The sequence below is a fragment of the Chryseotalea sp. genome (genome assembly GCF_057350905.1).
On sequence record NZ_JBMRCF010000008.1, the window covers coordinates 818,820 to 841,649 of the forward strand.

The 22,830-nt window shown below is 40.9% G+C and carries 23 protein-coding genes; 11 read left to right on the forward strand and 12 right to left on the reverse strand.

Going from position 1 to position 22,830, the window contains the following annotated elements; genetic code table 11:
* The first annotated feature begins 200 nt into the window (after window positions 1-200).
* Window positions 201-1,139, forward strand: coding sequence for an NAD(P)H-dependent flavin oxidoreductase (locus ACO1XM_RS12095; protein ID WP_486229251.1), 939 nt, complete (start codon window positions 201-203; stop codon window positions 1,137-1,139).
* On the opposite strand, the gene ACO1XM_RS12100 is transcribed toward ACO1XM_RS12095, so the two are convergent.
* The 3 genes from ACO1XM_RS12100 to ACO1XM_RS12110 form a co-directional block, all read right to left on the reverse strand.
* The gene (locus ACO1XM_RS12100; RefSeq protein ID WP_486229253.1) at window positions 1,128-1,619 is read right to left on the reverse strand and encodes a hypothetical protein; all 492 of its coding nucleotides are present in this window, start codon (window positions 1,617-1,619) and stop codon (window positions 1,128-1,130) included. The two genes, ACO1XM_RS12095 and ACO1XM_RS12100, sit on opposite strands and share 12 nt — an antisense overlap.
* Before the next feature lie 52 nt (window positions 1,620-1,671).
* The gene (locus ACO1XM_RS12105) at window positions 1,672-2,037 is read right to left on the reverse strand and encodes a hypothetical protein (RefSeq protein WP_486229255.1); all 366 of its coding nucleotides are present in this window, start codon (window positions 2,035-2,037) and stop codon (window positions 1,672-1,674) included.
* Between the two features lie 88 nt (window positions 2,038-2,125).
* Complete coding sequence (locus ACO1XM_RS12110) at window positions 2,126-3,313, reverse strand: class I SAM-dependent rRNA methyltransferase (RefSeq protein WP_486229551.1); 1,188 nt, start codon at window positions 3,311-3,313, stop codon at window positions 2,126-2,128.
* A gap of 279 nt (window positions 3,314-3,592) precedes the next feature.
* Here ACO1XM_RS12110 and ACO1XM_RS12115 point away from each other — a divergent pair, with 279 nt between their 5' ends.
* The 3 genes from ACO1XM_RS12115 (at window position 3,593) to ACO1XM_RS12125 (ending at window position 6,694) form a co-directional block, all read left to right on the forward strand.
* Window positions 3,593-5,083, forward strand: coding sequence for a Do family serine endopeptidase (locus ACO1XM_RS12115; RefSeq protein ID WP_486229257.1), 1,491 nt, complete (start codon window positions 3,593-3,595; stop codon window positions 5,081-5,083).
* 96 nt (window positions 5,084-5,179) lie between these two features.
* Complete coding sequence (locus ACO1XM_RS12120; RefSeq protein WP_160118596.1) at window positions 5,180-5,353, forward strand: hypothetical protein; 174 nt, start codon at window positions 5,180-5,182, stop codon at window positions 5,351-5,353.
* 123 nt (window positions 5,354-5,476) lie between these two features.
* Window positions 5,477-6,694 (forward strand): 4-hydroxy-3-methylbut-2-enyl diphosphate reductase, encoded by a 1,218-nt coding sequence (locus ACO1XM_RS12125; protein WP_486229553.1) that lies wholly within the window; start codon window positions 5,477-5,479, stop codon window positions 6,692-6,694.
* A gap of 41 nt (window positions 6,695-6,735) precedes the next feature.
* Here ACO1XM_RS12125 and ACO1XM_RS12130 read toward each other — a convergent pair whose 3' ends face one another.
* Window positions 6,736-6,966 (reverse strand): hypothetical protein, encoded by a 231-nt coding sequence (locus tag ACO1XM_RS12130; protein WP_127121630.1) that lies wholly within the window; start codon window positions 6,964-6,966, stop codon window positions 6,736-6,738.
* 242 nt (window positions 6,967-7,208) lie between these two features.
* Between ACO1XM_RS12130 and ACO1XM_RS12135 the strand changes: the two genes are divergently transcribed.
* Window positions 7,209-8,738, forward strand: a complete 1,530-nt coding sequence (locus ACO1XM_RS12135; protein ID WP_486229260.1) for an alkaline phosphatase D family protein — start codon at window positions 7,209-7,211, stop codon at window positions 8,736-8,738.
* 80 nt (window positions 8,739-8,818) lie between these two features.
* Here the strand turns inward: ACO1XM_RS12135 and ACO1XM_RS12140 are convergent, their stop codons facing one another.
* Both ACO1XM_RS12140 and ACO1XM_RS12145 read right to left on the reverse strand, forming a co-directional pair.
* Window positions 8,819-9,721, reverse strand: coding sequence for a phosphatase PAP2 family protein (locus tag ACO1XM_RS12140; RefSeq protein WP_486229262.1), 903 nt, complete (start codon window positions 9,719-9,721; stop codon window positions 8,819-8,821).
* Between the two features lie 236 nt (window positions 9,722-9,957).
* Entirely contained in the window at window positions 9,958-10,524 is a 567-nt protein-coding gene (locus ACO1XM_RS12145; RefSeq protein WP_486229264.1) for a sigma-70 family RNA polymerase sigma factor, read from the reverse strand.
* Between the two features lie 91 nt (window positions 10,525-10,615).
* On the opposite strand from ACO1XM_RS12145, the gene ACO1XM_RS12150 reads away from it, so the two are divergent.
* Window positions 10,616-11,158: a TlpA family protein disulfide reductase gene (locus ACO1XM_RS12150; RefSeq protein ID WP_486229266.1), complete on the forward strand. Its 543-nt coding sequence runs from the start codon at window positions 10,616-10,618 to the stop codon at window positions 11,156-11,158.
* Window positions 11,159-11,178: 20 nt separating this feature from the next.
* Here ACO1XM_RS12150 and ACO1XM_RS12155 read toward each other — a convergent pair whose 3' ends face one another.
* Both ACO1XM_RS12155 and gdhA read right to left on the reverse strand, forming a co-directional pair.
* Window positions 11,179-12,681 (reverse strand): S41 family peptidase, encoded by a 1,503-nt coding sequence (locus tag ACO1XM_RS12155; RefSeq protein ID WP_486229268.1) that lies wholly within the window; start codon window positions 12,679-12,681, stop codon window positions 11,179-11,181.
* A 93-nt stretch (window positions 12,682-12,774) separates the two neighbouring features.
* Window positions 12,775-14,130, reverse strand: coding sequence for an NADP-specific glutamate dehydrogenase (gdhA, locus tag ACO1XM_RS12160; RefSeq protein ID WP_486229270.1), 1,356 nt, complete (start codon window positions 14,128-14,130; stop codon window positions 12,775-12,777).
* 83 nt (window positions 14,131-14,213) lie between these two features.
* On the opposite strand from gdhA, the gene ACO1XM_RS12165 reads away from it, so the two are divergent.
* Entirely contained in the window at window positions 14,214-15,872 is a 1,659-nt protein-coding gene (locus ACO1XM_RS12165) for an AMP-binding protein (protein WP_486229272.1), read from the forward strand.
* A 203-nt stretch (window positions 15,873-16,075) separates the two neighbouring features.
* A complete protein-coding gene (locus ACO1XM_RS12170) occupies window positions 16,076-16,984 on the forward strand; it encodes a polyphosphate kinase 2 family protein (RefSeq protein WP_486229274.1) in 909 nt (302 codons plus the stop codon).
* 2 nt (window positions 16,985-16,986) lie between these two features.
* Here ACO1XM_RS12170 and ACO1XM_RS12175 read toward each other — a convergent pair whose 3' ends face one another.
* From ACO1XM_RS12175 to ACO1XM_RS12190, 4 genes are all read right to left on the reverse strand, one after another.
* Window positions 16,987-17,856, reverse strand: coding sequence for a TolB family protein (locus tag ACO1XM_RS12175; protein ID WP_486229277.1), 870 nt, complete (start codon window positions 17,854-17,856; stop codon window positions 16,987-16,989).
* 92 nt (window positions 17,857-17,948) lie between these two features.
* A complete protein-coding gene (locus tag ACO1XM_RS12180; RefSeq protein ID WP_486229279.1) occupies window positions 17,949-18,848 on the reverse strand; it encodes a DNA/RNA non-specific endonuclease in 900 nt (299 codons plus the stop codon).
* Between the two features lie 189 nt (window positions 18,849-19,037).
* Entirely contained in the window at window positions 19,038-19,523 is a 486-nt protein-coding gene (locus ACO1XM_RS12185; protein ID WP_486229281.1) for a hypothetical protein, read from the reverse strand.
* Window positions 19,524-19,652: 129 nt separating this feature from the next.
* Window positions 19,653-20,003 carry a YraN family protein gene (locus ACO1XM_RS12190; protein ID WP_486229283.1) on the reverse strand — a complete coding sequence of 117 codons (351 nt, stop codon included), beginning with the start codon at window positions 20,001-20,003 and terminating at the stop codon, window positions 19,653-19,655.
* Between the two features lie 36 nt (window positions 20,004-20,039).
* Between ACO1XM_RS12190 and ACO1XM_RS12195 the strand changes: the two genes are divergently transcribed.
* From ACO1XM_RS12195 to ACO1XM_RS12205, 3 genes are read left to right on the forward strand one after another with little or no spacing between them, the layout of a single operon-like run.
* Complete coding sequence (locus ACO1XM_RS12195; protein ID WP_486229285.1) at window positions 20,040-21,047, forward strand: bifunctional phosphoglucose/phosphomannose isomerase; 1,008 nt, start codon at window positions 20,040-20,042, stop codon at window positions 21,045-21,047.
* Complete coding sequence (gene lipB / locus ACO1XM_RS12200; RefSeq protein ID WP_486229287.1) at window positions 21,044-21,760, forward strand: lipoyl(octanoyl) transferase LipB; 717 nt, start codon at window positions 21,044-21,046, stop codon at window positions 21,758-21,760. The genes ACO1XM_RS12195 and lipB overlap by 4 nt, the downstream gene beginning before the upstream one ends.
* A 46-nt stretch (window positions 21,761-21,806) precedes the next feature.
* Window positions 21,807-22,829 carry a glycoside hydrolase family 113 gene (locus ACO1XM_RS12205; RefSeq protein ID WP_486229289.1) on the forward strand — a complete coding sequence of 341 codons (1,023 nt, stop codon included), beginning with the start codon at window positions 21,807-21,809 and terminating at the stop codon, window positions 22,827-22,829.
* Window position 22,830 lies beyond the last annotated feature (1 nt).

Here is a 22,830-nt window from a genome sequence, read left to right on the forward strand (position 1 = left end):
GAGGCGAAATACTTTTCCACAATTTTTTGGAGTTATCCACACGCCCCTTTTGATAATGTTTAACATACTGAAAAACAGTAAGTTAAGTGCCTAAAATTAAATCTTGAGTTTGTGGACAACTCTAAAGTACTATTTTTTGGCCTTCCGGAGCTCCTGAGTTAAATTTCAGATTTTCAACGCAATACAAGCCCATTTTAATCATGAACCAGCGCATTCAACAACTTTTCAACATCCAGTTTCCTATCATTCAGGCGGGCATGATCTGGTGTAGTGGCTGGCGCCTGGCCGCAGCCGTGAGTAATGCGGGTGGTTTGGGTATTATCGGGGCGGGCTCAATGCACCCAGAGACCCTAAAGGAACACTTGCAGAAATGTAAGGTTGCCACCTCAAAACCTTTTGGGGTAAACGTACCCATGCTTTATCCGGAAATGAAGGAAATCATAGACCTCATCATTCAGGAAAATGTGAAAATTGTATTTACCTCGGCAGGTAATCCCGCCACCTGGACAAGCCACTTAAAAGCCCATGGGATTACGGTAGTTCATGTAGTAAGCAGCGTAAAGTTTGCCAAAAAAGCAGAACAGGCAGGTGTTGATGCCGTGGTTGCCGAAGGCTTTGAGGCGGGTGGCCACAATGGAAGGGAGGAAACAACAACCTTAGTTCTAATCCCAATGGTACGGGCGGCCATATCCATACCATTGATTGCAGCGGGGGGCATAGCCAATGGCAGAAGTATGTTGGCCGCAGAGGCCCTGGGTGCCGATGGCGTACAGGTGGGCAGCAGATTTGCTGCATCGGCAGAATCGTCAGCCCATGAAAACTTCAAAAATAAAATTGTTGCGGCCGGGGAGGGCGAGACATTGCTTACCATGAAACAGTTAACCCCGGTTCGTTTATTAAGAAATAAATTCTTTCAGGAAGTAATTGAACTTGAGAAAAGAGGAGGAACCAATCAGGAGATGGAGACTTTGTTGGGTAAGCGCAGAGCTAAGAAGGGTATGTTTGAAGGGGATATGGAGGAGGGGGAACTGGAAATAGGGCAGGTAGCCGCAAGCATTACCAAAATTCAGCCTGCTGCAGAAATCGTAAGGGAGATGTGGGACGAGTACCTCCTGGTAAAAAAAGGCTTATGCAGATAAGTTTGTCGAGCCCATGTGTTGCTTCGCTAGCCATACAATAGGAATGCCGATGATAAACATGTGCACAAGAATTCCCACAATAACGCTATCGCTTTGAAATGAGATTGGAGGTGTGTTGGAGAGAGGAATTAATATAAAATTCATGACAAGCCAAACGCCACAGCCGTAACCAATGCCGGTTAAAATAACATTATTGAGTAAATTTTTTAAGGAAGAAGCGACAATGAAGAAAAAAGCAGTGAAGCCCATGGCGATCAGAAAATGAAAGCATAAGCCAGCGACAACCATTTCAGTACTCCCCGCAAAAGCCTTCATACCAAATACACCACTGGCTACAAATTTGAATACCCGATCCGGGCTGACACCCTTCATTAAAAAATTAGAAAGAGCAGCAGCAATACCATCGGCTATGCCAATGCACAAACCTGAAAACAGCATTGCTTTAACAAAAGAAGTGTTGCGGAGGTAGGTAGAGATCATGTTTAAAAATAATCACTTAGCTCAAGATCCCGGCTCACTTAAGTCGTGGTATTTATTCATTACCATGCAGAGTTCGCTCACTGATGCAGGTAATTTTGGCGACTTCACCACCCATACAGCCTGTTGCTACATCAGCCATAATTACAAAACTGATGAGCACCTGCTTTCCGTCTACATATTCAAACTGGTACAGAGGGTCCTCAGTCACTTCTTTTGGTAGGGGTGGTGTGCCACAAAACATCAGCATTTGAGGGATAAGCCTTGTTCCATCATTCAATTCAAAAACCCACCCGCATCCATCTAAACCACTTAGGTCGCGCACGGTTGCTGGTGTAGAGCAGCTTGGAATACTTTCACCTTCTTCGGAGCAACCAATTAAAAAAAGGTTAATAGCGAATAGAAATATAATGGCTTTCATGTGCTGAATTTTTTTTGATTAGACACACGTAAAGCCTTTGAGGTTGGAATCTTAAGTGTTTTGGCACCAATTCAATAAGAAATGAGCTTTAGACAATACCCAACACTAAGCCCTTTAGGTACTCACCTTCAGGATGGAAAATGGAAACAGGATGATCTGCTGGTTGACACAGATGACTTAACACTTTTATATCCCGGCCTGCTTGTATCGCTGCAGAAGTAACCGTATCATAAAAAAGTTTGCGATCGATAACCTGTGAGCAAGAGAAGGTAAAGAGAATACCGCCAGACTTTATCATTTTCATTGCTTCTGCATTCAATCGTTGATAACCTTTCATTGCCTGATGTTTGGCATCGCGGTGTTTGGCAAAAGCAGGCGGGTCAAGAATGATTACATCGTATTGATCTTTCTTATCTTTTAAAAAATCAAAAGTGTCCATGGCAAAGCATCCATGTTGTTCTGCATCGAAGCCATTGAGCTCAATATTTTTTCGGGTTAACTCAACAGCCTTTTCAGAAGCATCTACAGAATGCACCAAGGCAGCACCTGCATGCAAAGCATAAACAGAAAACCCTCCTGTGTAGCAAAAAGTATTCAGCACTTTTTTATTTCTGGAGAAATCGCCCAACAGCTTTCTGTTTTCACGTTGATCTAAAAAGAAACCTGTCTTTTGTCCACTTTCCCAATCGATTAAAAATTTTTGATCGTGTTCCTTCACCACATGGGGCACGCTGGTCATGCCATAGAGATAGCCATCACTTTTTTCATCACGCATTTTTCCTGGAAGGGTGCCCTGACTTTTATAGTAAACGGCTTTTAGTTTGTCTTTGAGTACTGTTTGCAGGGCTGTTGCAATCTCCTCCCGATCAGCATGCATTCCGGTAGAGTGCGCCTGTACAATAGCAACACCATCATAATAATCAATAACAAGTCCGGTTAATCCATCGCCCTCGCCATGCACTAGGCGGAAGCAATTGGTGTGCATAGAAGGCAGACAGGCAGCTTCTCTCAGCGCTAAAGCATGTGCCAGTTTTTTAGCATAAAATGATTTATCCGGCACCACGGAGTCGAAGGTGAGCATACGTACCGCAATGCTGCCATTTTGATAGTGACCAAAGCCAAGGGTCTTGTTGTTATGATCTTTAACTTCTACCCAAACACCATCATTAACAAGGCCTTCCATTTTTTGAATGGCCCCCGAAAAGAGCCAGGGATGGAAACGCTGTAACGAGATTTCTTTACCCTTTTTTAAAACTATTGTACCACTTACGATCATCCCGCAAATTACGCATACTAATGGCACACATTAGGTATATGAAAACCCATTTGATTAATTATCGTTTTAGTAAAAGCCAGAAGGCAGGCAGGCGTTGGAAGGAATTTTTGACTCTTTAAAACTGACAAAATTTCATTTTTTTATGACTTGCCTGATTTTTGAGGATGAAAGAACAATAAAAAAGCAGATAGGACTATGAAATGGTCATTTAACTAATGCTTGTGAAGCAAGCATGATATGTGGCCATTGCATGTGATGTTAAACAAAAATGATAAACACATGAAACAATTTACATCTATTTTTTTAGCCGCTGTGCTGGGCAGCGTTTGTACCATTGCAGCTTACCGTTGGTTAGGTGAAGATAAGGTAGGTACAACACAATATGTAAATGGTACACCCATTACACGGGTAGCTTACTCAGTTAATGAAAAGGGAGATGCAGTTCCGTTGGATTTTACCACTACAGCTGAGAGGGTAACGAAAGCGGTGGTGCACATTCGTTCAACACAGAAAAAAGTTGCTGGAGAAAGCCAGCAATATTTTGATCCATTTCGTGAGTTTTTTGGAACACCATATCCACAAGGCCGTGGAAGTCAGCCAAGTCAGTCAACAGGTTCGGGTGTAATTATCAATGCTGATGGTTATATAGTAACCAACAATCACGTTGTAAAAGATGCTGACATTGTTGAGGTAACGATGAATGATAATAGATCATTTAAAGCAGAAGTGATCGGTACAGATCCCGATACAGACCTAGCCGTTTTAAAAGTGAAAGAACCAAATCTGCCCTTTCTGGCCTTTGTAGATTCAGACCAGGCCAAGGTTGGGCAATGGGTGTTGGCCGTAGGCAATCCTTTCAACTTGAACTCAACTGTAACAGCAGGAATTATCAGTGCTAAAGGAAGAAACATTGGTATTGTAAATCGTGAGGGCATAACAGAGCAAGGCAACACAGCCATTGAATCGTTTATACAAACAGATGCTGCTATCAATCCGGGTAACAGTGGTGGAGCCTTAGTAGATTTAAATGGAGGCTTGCTGGGTATCAATACTGCTATTGCAAGCCCTACAGGTGCTTATTCAGGTTATGGTTTTGCAGTGCCGTCAGATATTGTGAGCAAAATAGTAGAAGATATTATTAAGTTCGGTATTGTACAGCGCGCCTGGCTTGGGGTGTCGATCACGAGTGTAAACAGCGAGCTGGCAAAGCAATATGATCTCGATGTTATAGAAGGAGCCTATGTATCTGGTTTTGCTGAAAAGAGTGCTGCTAAAGATGCAGGTCTTAAAGAAGGTGATGTTGTCGTTAAATTGGATAACACAGCGATTAAAACAAGTACCGCTCTAACGGAGTATATCAGCAGAAAACGCCCTGGAGATAAGGTGGAGGTTGTAGTGAACAGAGGTGGCAAGGAGTTGAAGTACACTGTCACTTTAAAAAGCCGTGATGGTAAAACTGACATTATAAAGCCTGAGGAGCGAGATGGGCTTGCAGCTTTAGGAGTTGAACTAGAGGAGATAGATGCTAAGGTGTTGAAGCAACTTGATTTAAATAATGGAGTGCGGATAAAGACCTTGGGAAATGGCAAGCTGGCGCGTTATACAGAAATCAGAGAGGGTTTTATTATTACTAAGGTGAACGATACAGCAATAAAATCCGTTAAAGAATTTAACGAGGAATTAAAAAACAAAAAGTCAGGCGATCTGGTTATTTTAAGTGGGACTTATGATGACTTCCCCAGAGAATTTAACTACGCTTTCAGGATGTAAGCGATTGGTGTCATTAAAAGCATTCCAGTCAAACACTTGACTTTTAAGTTTTGATTCGTATTTTGGTTTAAAATTAACAACTCGTTATCGTACTATATGAGGAAATTGTTCAAGAAGGGCGAACGTGTTCGCAACAAGGTAGACGGCAAAGTGATGGAAGTGTTAAGGTATATTAAGAACAACATCGTAGAAGTAAAGTGGTTTGATCTCGAATCGAAAGAGGTAAGAACCAATACTGTAAAAGAAGATAAGTTATCTAAGGCTGCATAAGCCGGTTTTCTTTTAAGATGGAAAGGCAGTGTTCCTGATTTACTCAGGAGTGTTGCCTTTTTATTTTTTTACTGAACCACAAGCCCTCATTTGTGTTTAACTTGCAGATAAAATTTTACAGCTATCAAAAAGTTCGACATACCCGCCTATTACCGATCGTCCATTACCGGCAAGGTAAAAGAAGCAAGACGTGTAAAAGATTTGCGTAAGCAAGACTTTACGCCCACCATACTTGATTTTGGTACTGTACAATTTATTCTGGCCCGCCACTTTGGTTTTTGCTATGGCGTAGAAAACGCTATTGAGATATCATACCGTGCCATCGAAGAAAATCCTGACAAAAAAGTTTATCTCTTAAGTCAGATGATCCACAATCAGGAAGTGAATAATGACTTGCAGAGCCGTGGTATATCTTTTATCATGGATACGGACGGTTCGCAGTTTATTCCCTGGGAAAATATTAAAGCGAATGATGTGGTGATTATTCCTGCCTTTGGCACCACCATTGAAATTGAAAATTTCTTATTGGATAAAGGTGTTGAAGTACAAAAATATAATACCACTTGTCCCTTCGTAGAAAAGGTGTGGAACAGAGCAGAGAAGTTAGGCAAGGAAAACTATACAGTCATTATACACGGAAAACCTAAACACGAAGAGACCAGAGCAACATTTTCTCACTCAGCCGCCAATGCAAAATCAGTAGTGGTGCGCGACATGGAGGAGGCCATACAGTTAGCAGCTTATCTATCAGGAAAGAAAAATGCAGCACAGTTTACTGAAGAATTCGCGGGTCGTTTTTCTGAGGGATTTGATGTAACCAAAGATTTGGAACGCGTTGGTGTAGTAAATCAAACCACCATGCTCGCCACAGAAACGCAAGCCATAGCCGACTATTTTAGAAAGGTGATGATTGAGAAGTATGGAGAGGCAGATGTCAGACAACACTTTGCTGATACACGCGACACCTTATGTTATGCTACCAACGACAATCAGGATTCAACGTATCAACTATTAGAAACGAATGCAGACTTAGCTGTTGTGGTGGGGGGTTACAACAGCTCTAACACTTCGCATATTGTAGAATTATGCGAACGAAAATTTCCAACCTATTTCATTAATTCAGAAAAGGAAATTCAGTCTGCTACAGCAATACACCATTATAACTATCCGCAAAAAAAGAAAGAAGTAACACACGACTTTCTGCCAGTAAACCGCCCACTTAAAATTGTATTGACCAGTGGTGCCTCTTGTCCGGATACCTTAGTGGACAGAGTAATGCTACGTTTGCTTGAGTGCGTAGGCTCAGGCAAAACTATTGAAGAAGTTTTGGCGGAGTATTAAGGAAAGAAGCGGTGCTGCCAGCAACACCGATTTTCAATGAATTATTCGGCTGATTTAGCGCGACCTTTCTTGGCAGCGCCTTCAACTTTCTTACCATTGCGGTGCTCGCCCATAATGATAATGTCTTTGGTAGCCTGGTATTGGCGAACGGCTTGCATCATGGCCTCTTCAGTGTCGCGGATGATGATTGTGCCTGTTTTAGCGCCTTTATTGCGAATTTCTATATAAAAACCGTCTTTTTTCTTCTTTGGTAAAATAGGGGGTCTTCCCATGATTCTTGTTGTTTTTATGCAATGTTAGAACACATTTACCCTGCATTTGGTGCAAAAGTGGCGCAAGATACTGAAAATGTGGTGTTTAACCTACTGTGCTTCGATTAAGCCCTTCAGCCAAACTTTTATACTGTGAAATCAATAAAATGACAACAATTTTATAACAGTGCCGGCCGATTTGTAATAGAATTTCGAAGCAGGAAAAACCTAGATTCGTAACCATAATCTGATCATTTAAAACCATGAAAAACATTTACGCCATACTCGTGCTTATGCTGGTACTTACCGGATGCAGCGAGACTGAAAAGAGTAAAAAATTAATTGAAACTGTCACGCCATTGGTGGAGGCTGCCCAAAAACCCTTTTATCATGGTGTAGCTTCTGGTGATCCATTGCATGATCGTGTTATCATCTGGACAAGAGTTACACCTGAAGATTCGCTCAGCAGTATCCTTGTATCGTGGGAAGTGGCAGAAGATCCGGCTTTTGTTTCCGTGTATAAATCAGATTCAATTACAACAACACCAGCCCTTGATTATACTGTTAAAGCAGATGTTGATGGACTTAAGCCCGGTAGGTTTTATTACTATCGTTTTAAAGCACTGGGATATACTTCTATGACTGGGCGCACAAAAACGGCTGCAGTGCAAACGGACAGTGCATCCTTTGCTATTGTAAGCTGCAGCAACTGGGAGTTTGGTTATTTTAATGCCTACCAAAAAATTGCTGAACGTGAACTGGATGCTGTCGTGCATTTAGGAGACTACATTTATGAATATGCTGTGGGCGGTTATGGCGATACAACGATAGGTCGTAAACATTTACCTGTGCATGAAATAGTAACACTACAGGATTACCGTACACGCTACTCGCAGTATCACCTAGATAAAGGATTGCAAAAAGCAAGACAACAACATCCCTTCATTACTATTTGGGACGATCATGAAGTAGCAAACAATGTTTTTAAAGAAGGTGCACAAAATCATCAGGACGAGGAAGGTGCGTTTGCTGTGCGAAAAGCAGCAGCTACTCAAGCGTATTATGAGTGGTTGCCCATCAGAGAAGGTAAAAGTCATTACCGCTCATTCTCATTTGGGAATATGGCTGACCTGATTATGTTGGATGAAAGACTGGAAGGAAGAACCAAACCTGTTGACAGTTTAAGTGATCCTAATTATGAAAGCGAAGCACAAAGTATGCTGGGTGCAGCGCAATTGGATTGGTTTAAAACCACACTGGCACAGTCCAAAGCAATTTGGAAAATTATAGGCAATCAGGTAATATTTTCTGAAGTAGATCAATCAGGTCCATTCCCATCGGCACCGCGCAACCTCGACAGTTGGGATGGTTACCCATACGAACAGAAACATATTGCCACGTATTTACAGGAGCAGGCATTGAAGAACGTTATTTTTATTACAGGAGACACGCATGCCTCCTGGGCTTTTGAAGTAGCTGATCTTAAAAAGTATAATCCAAAAACGAGTGCTGGAGCCTACGCGATTGAACTGGGCACACCCAGTGTTTCTTCATCCAATTGGAATGAATACAGCAGCGATGACACTGTAAAAATGGGTGAGCAAACTTTATTGAAGGCTAATCCTCATCTGAAATATGGTAACGCTCGCGATCATGGTTATTTACTACTGCGCACCAATGCAGAAAGGGCAAAGGCTGAGTGGTGGTATGTAAGTACACTGCGTACACCTGATGCGGATGAGCAACTTGGGAAGAGATTGGAAATAGTAAAAGATACAAACAGATTACAATAAAATAGCAGGGGCTTATTTTCGATAAGCCCCTGTTTTATTTTACACATCACACATTTTACTGCAAGCTTCTGATTGGCGTACTACTTTTTTATAGAGGCGGGCCTTGTAAAATCTTCCTTAGCTTCCTTGACCCATTCTTCTTTAACCTTTTCAAAATCCTGTCGGAATTCTTTATTCTTAAACAGCATGCTAACAAATTGCTGCGCCAGCAAACGTGAACATTCTGAGTCACTCGGATAATGCACACCCAGTATTTCACGCGAATGCGCCATATCATATGCGTCTTTTAAAAACACATCGCTGAAATCTGGCGCCAAAGCACTGAAGATATAAGCATTGATATATGAGTTTGCCGCATGACCACTTGGATATGCTGGCCAGTTGGTCTCTTCTAAGTTATTAAGTGCTGGTTCTAAAATGTAAGGACGCACGCGCGCGTATTTATATTTGAACAACCAGATGAAGTAGCTGGCATCTTGCCACACTGCTGCCATTAAGTTGGCAGTTTGCGGCAGATTTTGTGCGTTAAACCATGTGCCCACGGAACGACCAATAAAAAACAAATTATCACGATAGGTTTTATAGTTGGCGTCTTCTGGCTTTACTCGTGGATTATAATAAACCTTTGCCATAAACAAACTCGTGCTCACATCGAGTTCTGTGCGTTGTTGTTGTAAGGTCAGTAAGTAATTGAGTTCTGCGCGTGTTTTTGCAGCGCTGTTGGCAGGCACCTCAGGCAACACAAAATCTTTTTCAGTGGTGGTTGTTAGGTAATGAGGTTTCAGGCTTAGTCTTTTTTCAGCAAGAACTGCATCATAAACAAAAAGTAGTGTATCGATAGTCTGCTTTCCATCTGCCTGCCCCGAATAATTGTTGAGTTGCTTATAATGCCCCCTCGCTACATCATTATTTAGAAGGGATTGTGCAACAACGATGGTGGGCAATACACCAACAAGCAAAGTCATGAGTAGTAATTTTTTCATTTTCTTTTTATCCTGTTGACGGATAAAGCTGAAAAAGACGCAAGAAATTAAAATTGTTCCAAGCTGCGTCTTTTGGTAAGGCACACGTCATTACTACAGGCAATAAGGAATTGCTATAAAGGATGTTTCACATTAAATTTTACAAACATGACACACGCAATTGATGGTGGTGGTTGTGGTGGCGGAGGCTGCTGCTAAACCGAATTGTCAGGGCATCACGGATGTCCTGACAATTTCTAAACAATGCGATTTAATTCCTCCTGTAAAGTTTGCGGAGTGTTGCAATTACAAAGTTCACGATTTTCGCAAACAAGTATGTTGCCGTAGGCATCGGTTTCAATACGGTAAAGTGTTTGCAATTTTTCTTTTAACAGCTGACGCGCGCGCTGTACTCTCGATTTGGCACCTGAGTAAGAAATATTCCACCGCCTGGCTAGTTCAGTTTGAGAAATATTTTGCTTTTCAGATAATTCGAGTGCTTCCTGATAAGGAGCGGGTAAGGTGCCTGCCAATACTGTCAGACATTGTTCAACGCATTCATTAAATATTTGTCTGTCATCTTCAATTTCCACCAGCATGCCACTTTGCTCTTTTTTCTTTAGCCTGAAATGATCAATGATGGCATTTTTTGCAATGCGGTACATCCAGCCAATTAATTTTTCAGGATTGCGAACCTGATGTTGTTGCAATTGGATTTTTATGAAAATGTCCTGCACAATATCTTCCGCATCTTGTTTGTCACGCACATGGTTGAGCACGTAGCGTTTAATTTTTTGATAAAGGTCGTGGTGCAGGCTATTCATATACGATTGGTCGAATCTATCCGTTTAATAGACGGAGAAGGTTTGAAAAGACGCAAACATTCATGCAGTTTTACCGATAAATCCCCCCATTATGAAAAAAACGTTAGTATCCTGTTTTTTGTTGCTTTTATCGGGCTTTTCGATGGCCCAGGTGGTAGGAAAACCTTTTCCAGCCATGGAGGCAGAGACTGTTGAAGATAAAAAAGTGAAGTTGCCTGGTGATGTAAAAGGGAAATATACGCTTTTGGGCCTTGCTTACTCTAAAAAAGCAGAGGATGAATTGAATTCCTGGTTTTCTCCTGTGTTTGAAAAATTCGTAAGAAAAAATACGGGTTCATTATTTGATGGCATGGGTTACGATGTAAACGTTTACTTTATTCCCATGTTTACAGGTGTTAATGCAGCGGCAACAGGCACTGCCAAAAAGAAGGCGCTAAAAAACGTTGACCCACAAGTATTGCCTAATATTCTGTTTTATAAGGGCGAGTTAAAGCAATACAAAGAGGCGCTTGATTTCGAAAAGAAGGATACGCCCTACTTTTTTGTGTTAGATGCTGAAGGTAAAATTGTATATGCCACTTCAGGAAAGTTTTCAACGAAGAAGTTGGATGAGGTTGAGAATGTGATTGAGTAATATTTTACTGTTGATCTGTGTCACTCTCGCATTTTCCTAACCAATTCAATGGCATAATTAAATTGCGTATCAATTCCCTTTAAAAGATCACTCATTTTTTGATCTACGGGATAATCAGGAATAGTGCCTCTTCCCACTAGCGTGCGCGTTGTAACATCGTTATCGTAGTACAGAAGAGGAGAGCCGATTTTTATTTTTGAGTTGGGGAGCTCAAAGTTTAAAAAGCTCCCACCATTGCCGCCTTCGTACACACCTCCGGTTTCTTCACCAATAAGTGTGATGGCCTTGTTACTTTTGGCATAAGCAATAAATTCTGCGCAAGCAGAGGCACTTCCACCATTTGCTAAAACATATACTTTACCTGTGAAACGATTCTTTTTTGGCTGCTGAATTTGTAACTGTTCACTGAACTCCTCCTTTACAGAAAAAGTACCATCCGCTTCCTTGCGAAGTTCCTTTTTAACATTGCTGAGATCCTCTGCAGATAAGTCGGAAAGAGAAAAAAATTCTGTGGAATCCGTCAGGCAATGAAGTCGTTTGTAGCAACGGGTTGGCTTATCCATAAAGTAAGTGAAAAGCTCAACGCCCTGAATATCCCAACCACCTCCGTTGTTTCGCAGATCGAGGATTACCTCCTCTACTTTTTGCTTCTGCAGCTTTTTTATACAACCATCCATGAAGGTTTTCATTTTTTGCCTTGCCTCTTCCTCACTTCTACCACCACCAAAAGCATTAATCCTGATAATGCCAATATTCTCTTTCTCAGTAATTGCTAATCGCCAGCCCTTTTTATTCTCCAGTTTATTCTTTGGTTGATAGATACTCAAAATTTCTTTGTTCACCGGATTTGACTTAAAGAAACGCTGTGTTTCATCCAGATACTGAGCAGGAACGGTCCTATCTATTTCGGTATTATCTAAATCTTTCATTTTGAGAACAAAGCTTTCACTTTGCTCAATAAGCAGGTAATAAAAGAAGGGAAAGAATCCTTCATTTAAGACCTTATTTTTACCCGTTTGGTTGTAACCATCAGACCATAGACCTCGCTGCATTTCAGCACGAATTGAATGGATGGGTTTTCCATTGATACTGAGTAACTCAAACCCAGGCTTTATTGAAGTATCTGCGGTACCATTAACTGTTACGTAATAAGAACCTTCAGTGAAGAAAAGCATGAGCGGAAAGGTTTTTATTTGATCGTTGAAGAAAGTATTGAAATTTTTTGTGGGGACTAGATGGGTATGAGCACAACGTATGTCGCTGATCAATCGGGAAACAATGCGGTAAAAGTCATAGAAACTTCGTTCAGTCTCAAGTAATTTTTCCAAGCTATCAAGTTTCGCCTGCATTACACTTTTTGAAGTATAGCGATAGAGTCCGGGATGTGTTTCTTCAAAGACTTTTCTCAGGTAGGAGAAATCTTCCTGCATGTCATGAGGTGTGAGAATCTTATTGCTAAAGGGATCGGATTGAGTAAATCCCAAAAGTGGAAACAATAAAATAGCGATGAGGATACAACGCATGGATTTTAAATTAATGGACATACTACAATTCAACATTCAGAAATGCTCAAAAGCATCTCTGAATGTTGAACCTGAAATTTTCCAATTCCAAAATTATATTACACCCTGCGCCTGCATCGCACGAGCAACTTTCAGGAAGCCGGCAATATTAGCACCATGCATGTAGTTGCCCGGCTTGCCATAAGCCGCTGCAGCAGACAAACAGGTTTCATGAATATTTTTCATAATGTCTACCAGTTTTGCGTCCACTTCCTGACGTGTCCAATTGGTGCCCATAAAGTTTTGTGTCATCTCCAAGCCTGAAGTAGCAACTCCACCTGCATTGCTGGCCTTGCCTGGAGCGTACATAATGCCATTATCAATTAAAACATTAATACCTTCGGGTGTAGTCGGCATATTAGAGCCCTCCCCTAATAACTTCACACCGTTTTTAACAAGGTTGTTAGCATCCTTTTCATTGACTTCATTTTGCGTAGCGCAAGGGAAAGCACAATCAGCTTTTATATTCCAGAGTGGATTGTGATCAGCCTTCTCATCAATGTCTTTGTAAACAACGCCCCTAAATTTTTCAGCATATTCTTTAATGCGTCCACGTCTGTTGTTTTTTAAATCCATCAGGAACTCAAGCTTCTCTGTAGTAAAGCCCGCCTCATCATAGATGTAACCATTCGAGTCGGAGGCGGTAACTGCTTTTGCACCGAGTTGAATCAGTTTTTCAATAGCATATTGTGCCACATTACCAGAGCCGGAAACAAGACAAACTTTATTTTTGAGTGAATCTTTTTTCGTTTGCAACATGTTTTCTGCAAAATAGACAAGTCCATAGCCAGTAGCCTCAGGCCTTACCAAACTACCGCCCCACCCAATTCCTTTACCAGTTAATACACCTGTGAATTCATTTCTTATTTTTTTATAGGCGCCAAATAAATAACCAATTTCTCTTCCCCCCACACCAATATCACCGGCAGGTACATCTAAACGATGCCCAATATGGCGTGCCAGTTCGCCCATAAAAGCCTGGCAGAATTTCATGATTTCATTTTCACTTTTTCCTTTCGGATCGAAATCACTGCCACCCTTACCACCACCCATAGGCACACCGGTAAGTGCATTTTTAAAAATCTGCTCGAAGGCTAAAAATTTGAGTACGCTCTGATTAACCGATGGGTGAAAACGAAGTCCGCCCTTGTATGGTCCTATCGCACTATTCATTTGCACACGATACCCACGGTTTAATTGTGTTTCGCCCTGATCATCCAGCCAGGTAACGCGAAAAGAGATAAGCCTTTCGGGTTCGGTTATGCGTTCAATGATTTTAAGTTTTCTGAGGTCGGGATGTTTTTCAAGCGCAGGTAAAACTGAAAGAGCCACTTCTTCAACGGCTTGTAAAAATTCAGGTTCGTGTGCATTGCGCTGTTTAACAAAATTTAATAGGTCGTTTGTTGCCATGAGGTTCTATTTTTAAGACAATATACTATAAGAATTAGCATTGCAAACGGTTGTTGTTGCGCTATTTTAATTAATTTGAGACTATGAATAACCGTCCTTGGCTTTCAAGTTATCCCGAGGGGATGCTTGCTGAAATCAATCCTGCTGATTACCCTACTTTATTAGACATGTTTGATGAGTCTTTTGAGAAGTACAAAGGAAGACCACTTTTCGAAAACATGGGAAAGATTATGACCTTTGATGAACTTGACAGCCAGTCAAAAGCTATTGCGGCCTACTTTCAATATAAAACAGACCTAAAACCAGGAGATAGAATTGCTGTGCAAATGCCCAACTGTTTGCAATACCCAGTTGTTTTTATGGGTGCCTTGCGGGCGGGTTTAATTGTGGTGAATACTAACCCGCTGTATACGCCACGGGAAATGGAACATCAGTTTCGCGATAGCGGAGCGAAAGCAATTGTAATAGCCGCAAACTTTGCACATAATCTGGAGAAGATTTTTGCAAAGACACAAATCAAAACGGTGATTATTACAGAGCTGGGTGATATGCTGGGTGGGATCAAAAAGCATCTGGTTAATTTTGTAGTGAAGCGCATTAAAAAAATGGTTCCACCTTATTCCTTACCAGGCGCATTATCATTCAATAATATACTGGCGGAAGGTAGTGCTCTTTCTTACAAAGAAATTAAAGGTAAACCTGAGGACACCATCTTACTTCAGTATACAGGCGGAACAACAGGTTTGTCTAAGGGTGCTGAATTATCACATAAAAATCTGGTAGCTAACCTGATGCAAGGTGAAGCTTTTTTGAAGGTGTATTTTCCTAAGAATGCTACTACACTTGTTCCCCTGCCCTTATATCATATTACAGCCCTATATGGTGCGCTCATATTCATGAAGTTTGGTTTTAAATCTGTGCTGATTACAAATCCTAAGGATATTCCGGGATTTATTAAAGAACTAAAAAAGCAGCCCTTTAATATTATGATTGGTGTTAATACACTTTTCAATGCACTGCTCAATCACCCTAAAATTAAAGAAGTAGATTTTACTCCGCTAAAAGCAACTATTGGTGGAGGCATGGCTATTCAGGATGTAGTAAGTGAGCGCTGGAAACAACTAACAGGACAGTTTATAACGCAGGGCTATGGGTTGAGTGAGACTTCTCCACTTCTTTCTATTAATCTATTGGGAAGTGAAAGACCCAGTTGTATTGGTGTTCCATTTCCGAGCACCGATATTATGATAGCTGATGACAATGGCAATCCACTCCCTGCTGGTGAACCAGGTGAATTGTGTGCCAAAGGGCCGCAAGTATTTAAAGGTTATTGGCAAAAAGATAACAGTGAGGTATTTTATAAGGGAGAATGGTTTAAAACAGGTGATGTAGCCATTATGGAACCTGATGGTTTCTTTAAAATAGTTGACCGTAAAAAAGATATGATTCTGGTTTCTGGCTTTAATGTCTACCCCAATGAGATAGAGGCAATTGTTGCCACACATCCTAAAGTGTTGGAAGCAGCAGCCATTGGTGTGCCGGACGAACATTCTACGGAAGCTGTAAAACTTTTTGTGATTAAAAAGGATGAATCACTTACAGAAGATGAACTGAAGGCTTTCTGCAAAGAACAGATGGTTAACTATAAACGACCTAAGTACATTGAATTCAGAACGGAATTGCCGAAGAGTAATGTCGGTAAAATTTTAAGAAGAGCCTTACGCGATGGCACACCTTCTTAAAGTTTTGTCAACTGATTTAAATCATTTCGGGCTCAGCAGTACTTTACTAGTTTCATTCAACTTTCTGTCAACCTTAAATCATTCTCACAACAGAGAATAGAGATTTATACAGTACTAGCGTGAGTCATTTGTGCAAATTTGTTTAATCTGTGGCCGAAGCAGTTTTATGATCTACAAAATTCATATCTATAAAAACCAAAGCTATGCTAAGCGATGAAAAATTAATTCGGGTGAAAGACTTGTTGGTAAAACCTGAAACGAAAATCAAACTCAAAGATTTCAGTACTAAGTATAAAGGTGAAGAGCTAAACAAAAAAGATGCAGAGGCACTATTAGAACAAGGGCGAAGGCAATTAGCTGTAACACAGGATAAGCTTTATGCCCATAATCGATTCAGCATTTTAATTATTTTTCAGGCGATGGATGCAGCCGGAAAAGATGGTGCAGTGAAACATATCATGTCTGGTTTTAATCCGCTGGGGGTTAAGGTTCATAGTTTTAAAGCCCCTAATTCGCATGAACTGGATCATGATTATTTCTGGCGACATCAATTGGCTTTACCCGCACGGGGAGAGATTGCCATACACAATAGATCGCATTACGAAAACGTATTGGTGACCAAGGTACACCCTGAGTATGTGCTGGCTGAAAATATTCCAGGTATTGATTCTGTTGAAGACATTGATAAAAAGTTTTGGGAGCAACGGTATAAGCAGATCAGGCGTTTCGAAAAAAATCTCACGGATAATGGGATGATCATTCTTAAGTTCTTTTTGAATGTTTCTAAAAAAGAACAAAAGAAGCGCTTCCTCGAACGCATAGATGATACGACCAAGAATTGGAAATTTTCATTGAGTGATTTAAAAGAAAGAGGTTTCTGGGATGATTATCAAAAGGCATACGAAGATGCGCTGAGTGCAACATCCACCGAATATGCTCCCTGGTTTGTCATTCCTGCCGATGATAAATGGTTTGCTCGTTTAAGCATAGCAGCCATCATTCACCGCCAGTTTGAAAAACTGGAATTGAGTTATCCAACCGTTAGCGAAAAACAGAAGGAGGAGTTACAAAAAGCAAAGGCGCATTTATTAGGTGAAAAAGATAAATCCTAATCCTATTCACTAACAACAATAGCCAGCGTATTATTCTGCGCATTCACTGCCATTCTGGTAATACCTTTCAATGGAAGTTTTAATCCATTAATGGGTAACGGAATCCATTTACCATTTTGTAACATATAAACCTTTTCGCCATCACTGGAAAGCAAGGTGCCTTCTGCCGTCCAGCAGATATCCTCTTTGCCCGGCAAAGTATTCGTAATTTTTTCGCTGTTGAGTTTATCTAAATTTAATTTTCGGATCTCCCAGTTGTCAGCACTGAGTTTGGCAACATAGCTGATTGCTTCAGCTGAGGGAATGCGATGCAAAGAACGACCAATGTTTTCAGCTAATACTGTATCTTCTCTGGTGGGTAGTTGCAGGTAGTGAAGGGTGTTAGGTGCGCCATCTTTGCCCAAGACAAAAAGCGCCAGGTGACTGTTATCAGCCCACACATGATAACCAACAATGAGGTCATCAATAATTACAGTGACTTCTCCACCTTCTACAGGATATTTTCCTAAATCTTGCGCACCATTATCGCGCTGAATAATACAGGACAAATAGTTCTCATCAGGTGTCAAGGTAGGTGAGTATTCCCGCTCCTGCGTTTTAGTAATATTTTTAGTCTCTTTTGTTTTTAGATGATAGCTTTTAAGATCAGCGCGGCCATTTTCATCAAAAGATGAAAAGTAGAGCACTTTATCGGTTTTATGGAAAGATGGCTGGTTGTCGTAACCGATACGATTGGTAATGTTTCGTGGATTGGATAAGGTGATTTTACCTTTTTTCTCTTTAAGATCCAGGATATAAATCTCAGAACCGGTTTGAGCAAAAGAGGTGAGGCAGGAGCATACGATGATCAACGTAGGTAAAAGAATCTTCATGAAACAATTTAAGCATTCTTTAAGTAATTAGCATTTACCCATGTTTAAAATAAAAAATCCCTGAACCTTAATGCTCAGGGATTTTTTAGTGCTTATTGTGTTGGCCCATTGTCCACTCGCGATTCAATAGCTGTTTGAATACCCGATGGAAGCGCAGAAAATAAGTTATAACCCATTTGTGATTCGATGGCATCAGTGGTAGTCCGGTAAGTTGCCCATGTGGTACTGATGCTGTTGGAATTAGGCATGTCAACAGCAATCACCCGCGTTGAAGAAGTAACGCGACTGATATCATTTGTGCCCTTTGGTAAAACAAGAATTACCTTCCACACCCTGTTTGGAACAGTAACTTTACCATTCGCTATGGTTGTTTTATACCCGTTGCTTCCTGTTCCTCCTGTTCCATAGCTTCCCATGATTACGTACAACTCATTTCCCTGATTCACTAAAGTTCGGCAATAACTTTCTAACCTCGCCCAGGTCTGTTGGTTATTGGTGGGCGCCTGTGGAATCATGTTAGTCATAAAAAAGGTGGCAGAGTTATCACTTACTGAATAAGTGCGATCAGCCGAAGGACAATTATGCCCTCTGTCAAATCCGCTTCCTGAATAATCGGTATTGCTTACCCGATACCAGCCACTGGGCAGGGAAGTGTCAGCACGAAAATCGTCCTGGCGGGCTGCGCTACCCAACCAGGTATTGTCTAAATGCCAGCTTACCCAATTGGGTGTGCCTCTGTCGCGGTGATAAGACATAGCAAATTGATATTTTGTAATTAGATAATTCCAATAGTTGGAGCTACTGGCAACAGCACCACTCGGATTACCCATAGTTAAATTTTCTCCAGAGCTTCTTCCATTGGTAACATCTTCTTGTGGCACGTAAACGTCATCGGCTCTTGGACTATTGGGTTTAATTGATTCATCATCGGAACAGGAAATGACTGCGAAGAGCAGCACAAAGGCGAGCAGTAATTTGCTTATGTTTTTCATAGTTTGGGGGGTTAGGTTATGAAAACAAGTTAGCCTGGTAAATCTGTACTGCAGTTATCCTAAGGTTATAGAATTATCAAGAAATGAATTTACTGTTTACGCGAGTAGATTTATGATAATTTTGTCCTGCTGTATCACAGTTGCCGACTGTGTATCAACAACTTTTTTGAGAATTGATTTATGACTACACTAGCCAATCAAGCGATGTCGCAAGTATTCAAACTTGATATGGCCATGTTTTAAAAGAACAAATTGTAACTCTATCTTTTGCCCAATTTCATATCGGTTAAAAATTGTACGCAATACTTCCTGCTCGTGATCGCCAAAATAAAAATAGTAGTGATCGAGCGTGTCGGGCAAACCCTTTTCAGTACGCCCAAACTTTTTAGCGCGAATAGATTTTTCTGTAAGAGTACCAGTCAAAATTATTTTTTTGTTTTCACTTTTAATCCGACTCCATTCACCGGAGGCACGCATTAAGAAATAAGTTGTGAGCCCAAGGGCCATCATGCCAGCAAGTACTGAGAAAGCCAGCGCCTCAGGACTAATAAAATAGATGCTGATTGGAATGGCTAAAAAAATGGAAAGTAGTATTACCAGTTTGATCATTTGCAGCTTAAGTCTTTGCAAATCACTCGCATCCAGCGTGGCTTGTTCTAAATCAAATACTTTCATATAAATTTTAATCAATGAGAGTCCCGCGAGTGAGCAGATCATCATACACCACTTCATTGCGCTGCAAGGAATAAAGACAAGACAGCAACTTGTTAAAAAACAATTTAATTTATGAAAACCGCCCCAATCTCAATAGAAGGCGTCTTCAAAATGTTCAATGATAACCTCCATACCCATTTTAACACTAACAATATCAAAACGAATAGGCCCATCCCATTGCTGCTCAAACACAAACTGCTCGGCTCCTTCAATTACTTTGGCAGCTTTTTTATTGCTTACAAAACTTTCGGGTTCGCCAAAGGCTACAGAGTGACGGGTTTTCACTTCAACAAAGATCAGCCACTTATCCCTTTGGGCGATCAGGTCAATTTCTGCATGCTTGTAGCGATAGTTTTTGGCCACTATGGTATAACCCTTGGCCACCAGAAAATTAGCAGCCAGTTCTTCACCTTTGTTACCCGTTTTAATTTTATCGCTCATACAAATGTTCTACCTTTGAAGCCAAAATTTACGACTGTGTCAACAACAAAAAAATACATTGAAGGATTTACCCGCCAGCTAGCCGATGCTTTGAAGATAGGAGAGGGGCTTGATTTAGTGAGACCTGGGAGTGATATACGTAATATTGTCATAGCGGGTATGGGTGGTTCAGGTATTGGTGCCAACCTGGTGGAGTCGCTTACCTTTGGTCGTATACCCATTCCAATGACAGTGGTAAAAAGCTATAACATTCCCCAGTTTGTCAGTCCGCACACACTTTTTGTGGCCAGTTCGTACAGTGGAAATACGGAAGAGACCATTGCAGCCCTCAACAAGGCTTTGTTAAAGCGAGCGCATTGCATTGTAATTGCTTCGGGAGGAAAAATTCTGGATATCGCCCGTGAGTATAATCTCTTTTACATTCAACTTCCAGCCGGTTCGGATAGCCCAAGGGCCATGTTGGGTTATAATATGATTGCACTGCTGTCATTATTGTACCACACGAACCTGATTGGCTCTGCTTTTATTAAAGAAACGGAGAATGCGATTGAGTTTTTAAATCGTGGGGAAAAGGGAATCCAGTCAGAGGCAGAACTGATTGCTAAAAAATTAAAAGGAAGAATGCCAATTATCTATTGCGATCAGCGTTTACATGCCATGGCGCTGCGTTTTCAACAGCAGATTAACGAGAACTCAAAACAGTTCGCGCACGTTAATACCTTTCCGGAGATGAATCATAATGAATTAGTGGGCTGGAAATTTCCGGAGCCACTGATACCTATGTTCCAACCCATCTACATGTATTCAGATCATGACCATGAAAGAGTGGAGAAGCGTATGGAAATTTGCCGTGATTTACTGGAGAAAAAGTCAAATCCGATAATTGATATCATTGGAGAGGGTGCATCTTTACTGGAGCAATATTACTACCTCATCCATCTTACCGACTGGATTTCGTTTTACCTGGCCAAAGAAAACGGAGTGGATCCGGATACGATTGAGCCAATTGTTTATTTGAAGTCAGAACTGGAAAAAATCAAGTGAACGTAAAACCAAATAGCGCCACCACATTTACTGATCTTGGATTAATTGATTACAAAGAGGCCTGGGATTACCAGGCTTCTTTGTTCAACGATATTTTAGCAATTAAGAGCAGCAACAGAAATCTACCCGAGGAAGAACAAGCCACAACAAAAAACTTTCTGCTCTTCTGTGAGCATCCTCATGTGTACACCTTAGGTAAAAGTGGTGACGCAAAAAACTTGTTGTTGGATGAGGCAGCATTGAAAGAAATAAATGCCAGCTACTACCACATTAATCGTGGAGGAGATATTACCTACCATGGCCCGGGGCAATTGGTGGTTTATCCGGTAATTGACATGGAGAATTTTTTTACTGACATACATAAATACATGCGCTTGCTTGAAGAAGCTGTAATTCTTACTTGCAAATCCTATGGTGTTGAAGGGACAAGAATTGCAGGCCTCACCGGTGTGTGGTTAGGAGATGCCCAACATCAGAACGAAAGAAAAATCTGTGCACTTGGTGTCAAGACAAGTCGTTGGGTTACCATGCACGGTTTGGCTTTCAATGTAAATACTGATTTAAATTATTTCAATCATATTGTGCCCTGCGGCATAGATGATAAAGCAGTGACCTCATTGCAACAAGAACTTGGCAGGCCCATAGACATGGAAGAAGTAAAGCAGCATATGAAAAAACACCTGACATCTTTATTTAGTATGCAATTAGTGTAGACATTATAATCCTGCATGCATGCGAATAAAAAATGAATATTAGCACATGAAACTGTTTACACTCATAGCGCTTCCTATACTACTGCTGTCTTTATTCCTGGTCAATAAAGATGCGACTGTCAGCAAACGCGAAAGACAGAAAGGCGTTTGTTGGGTGGGCACACCACAGCCTGTAGTACAAAAAGATTTAGATAAACTTAGATCGCTTGGTGTCACATGGATTTCACAAACACCGTTTGGTTGGCAACAACAACCTGGAGATACAAGTTTATTGTTTGAAAAGAATACGCAGCGTAAACCCTGGTGGGGAGAATCGTATGAGGGCATCGCGACAACAAGTCGTTTTGCAAAAGCTGCTAATATTAAAACAATACTAAAGCCACACATTTGGTTAAGACAATCGTGGCCAGGTGAAATTGAGATGACAAGTGAAGAAGCATGGAAAAAATGGTTTAGGCAGTACAACGATTTTATTATGAGTTATGCTATACTGGCAGAACAAGAACAGATTGAAATACTTTGTATTGGAACAGAATTGCAAAAAACGATTCATCGACCAGAATGGTTGGAGATAATTAAAAATGTAAAAGAGGTCTATAAAGGTAAACTTACCTATGCTGCAAACTTTAACGAATTTGAACGTGTGCCTTTTTGGCCAGCGCTTGACTATATCGGTGTGCAAGCTTACTTTCCCTTAACAAAGAAATCACATCCCACCGTAGCAGAAATTGCCGCAGGATGGGAGCAGCCCTTAAAGCAAATAGAAACCTTGCATAAAAAAATTAAAAAGCCTGTTATTTTTACAGAGCTAGGATACAAAAGCACTCACGATGCAACGATAGAGCCCTGGACTTGGCCTGGTAACGAACATCACGAAAAGATTTCAGATGTAACACAAGCCAACGCTTATGAAGCTTTTTTCCAACAATGTTGGGGAAAAAGCTGGATAGCAGGAGTATATTTTTGGAAGTGGTATCCCCAGGGTGCCAGAAGGAATGCGGCTATTGATTTTACACCACAGGGCAAGCCTGCAGAAACAATAATGAAAGAATGGTTTAGTCAACAATAAG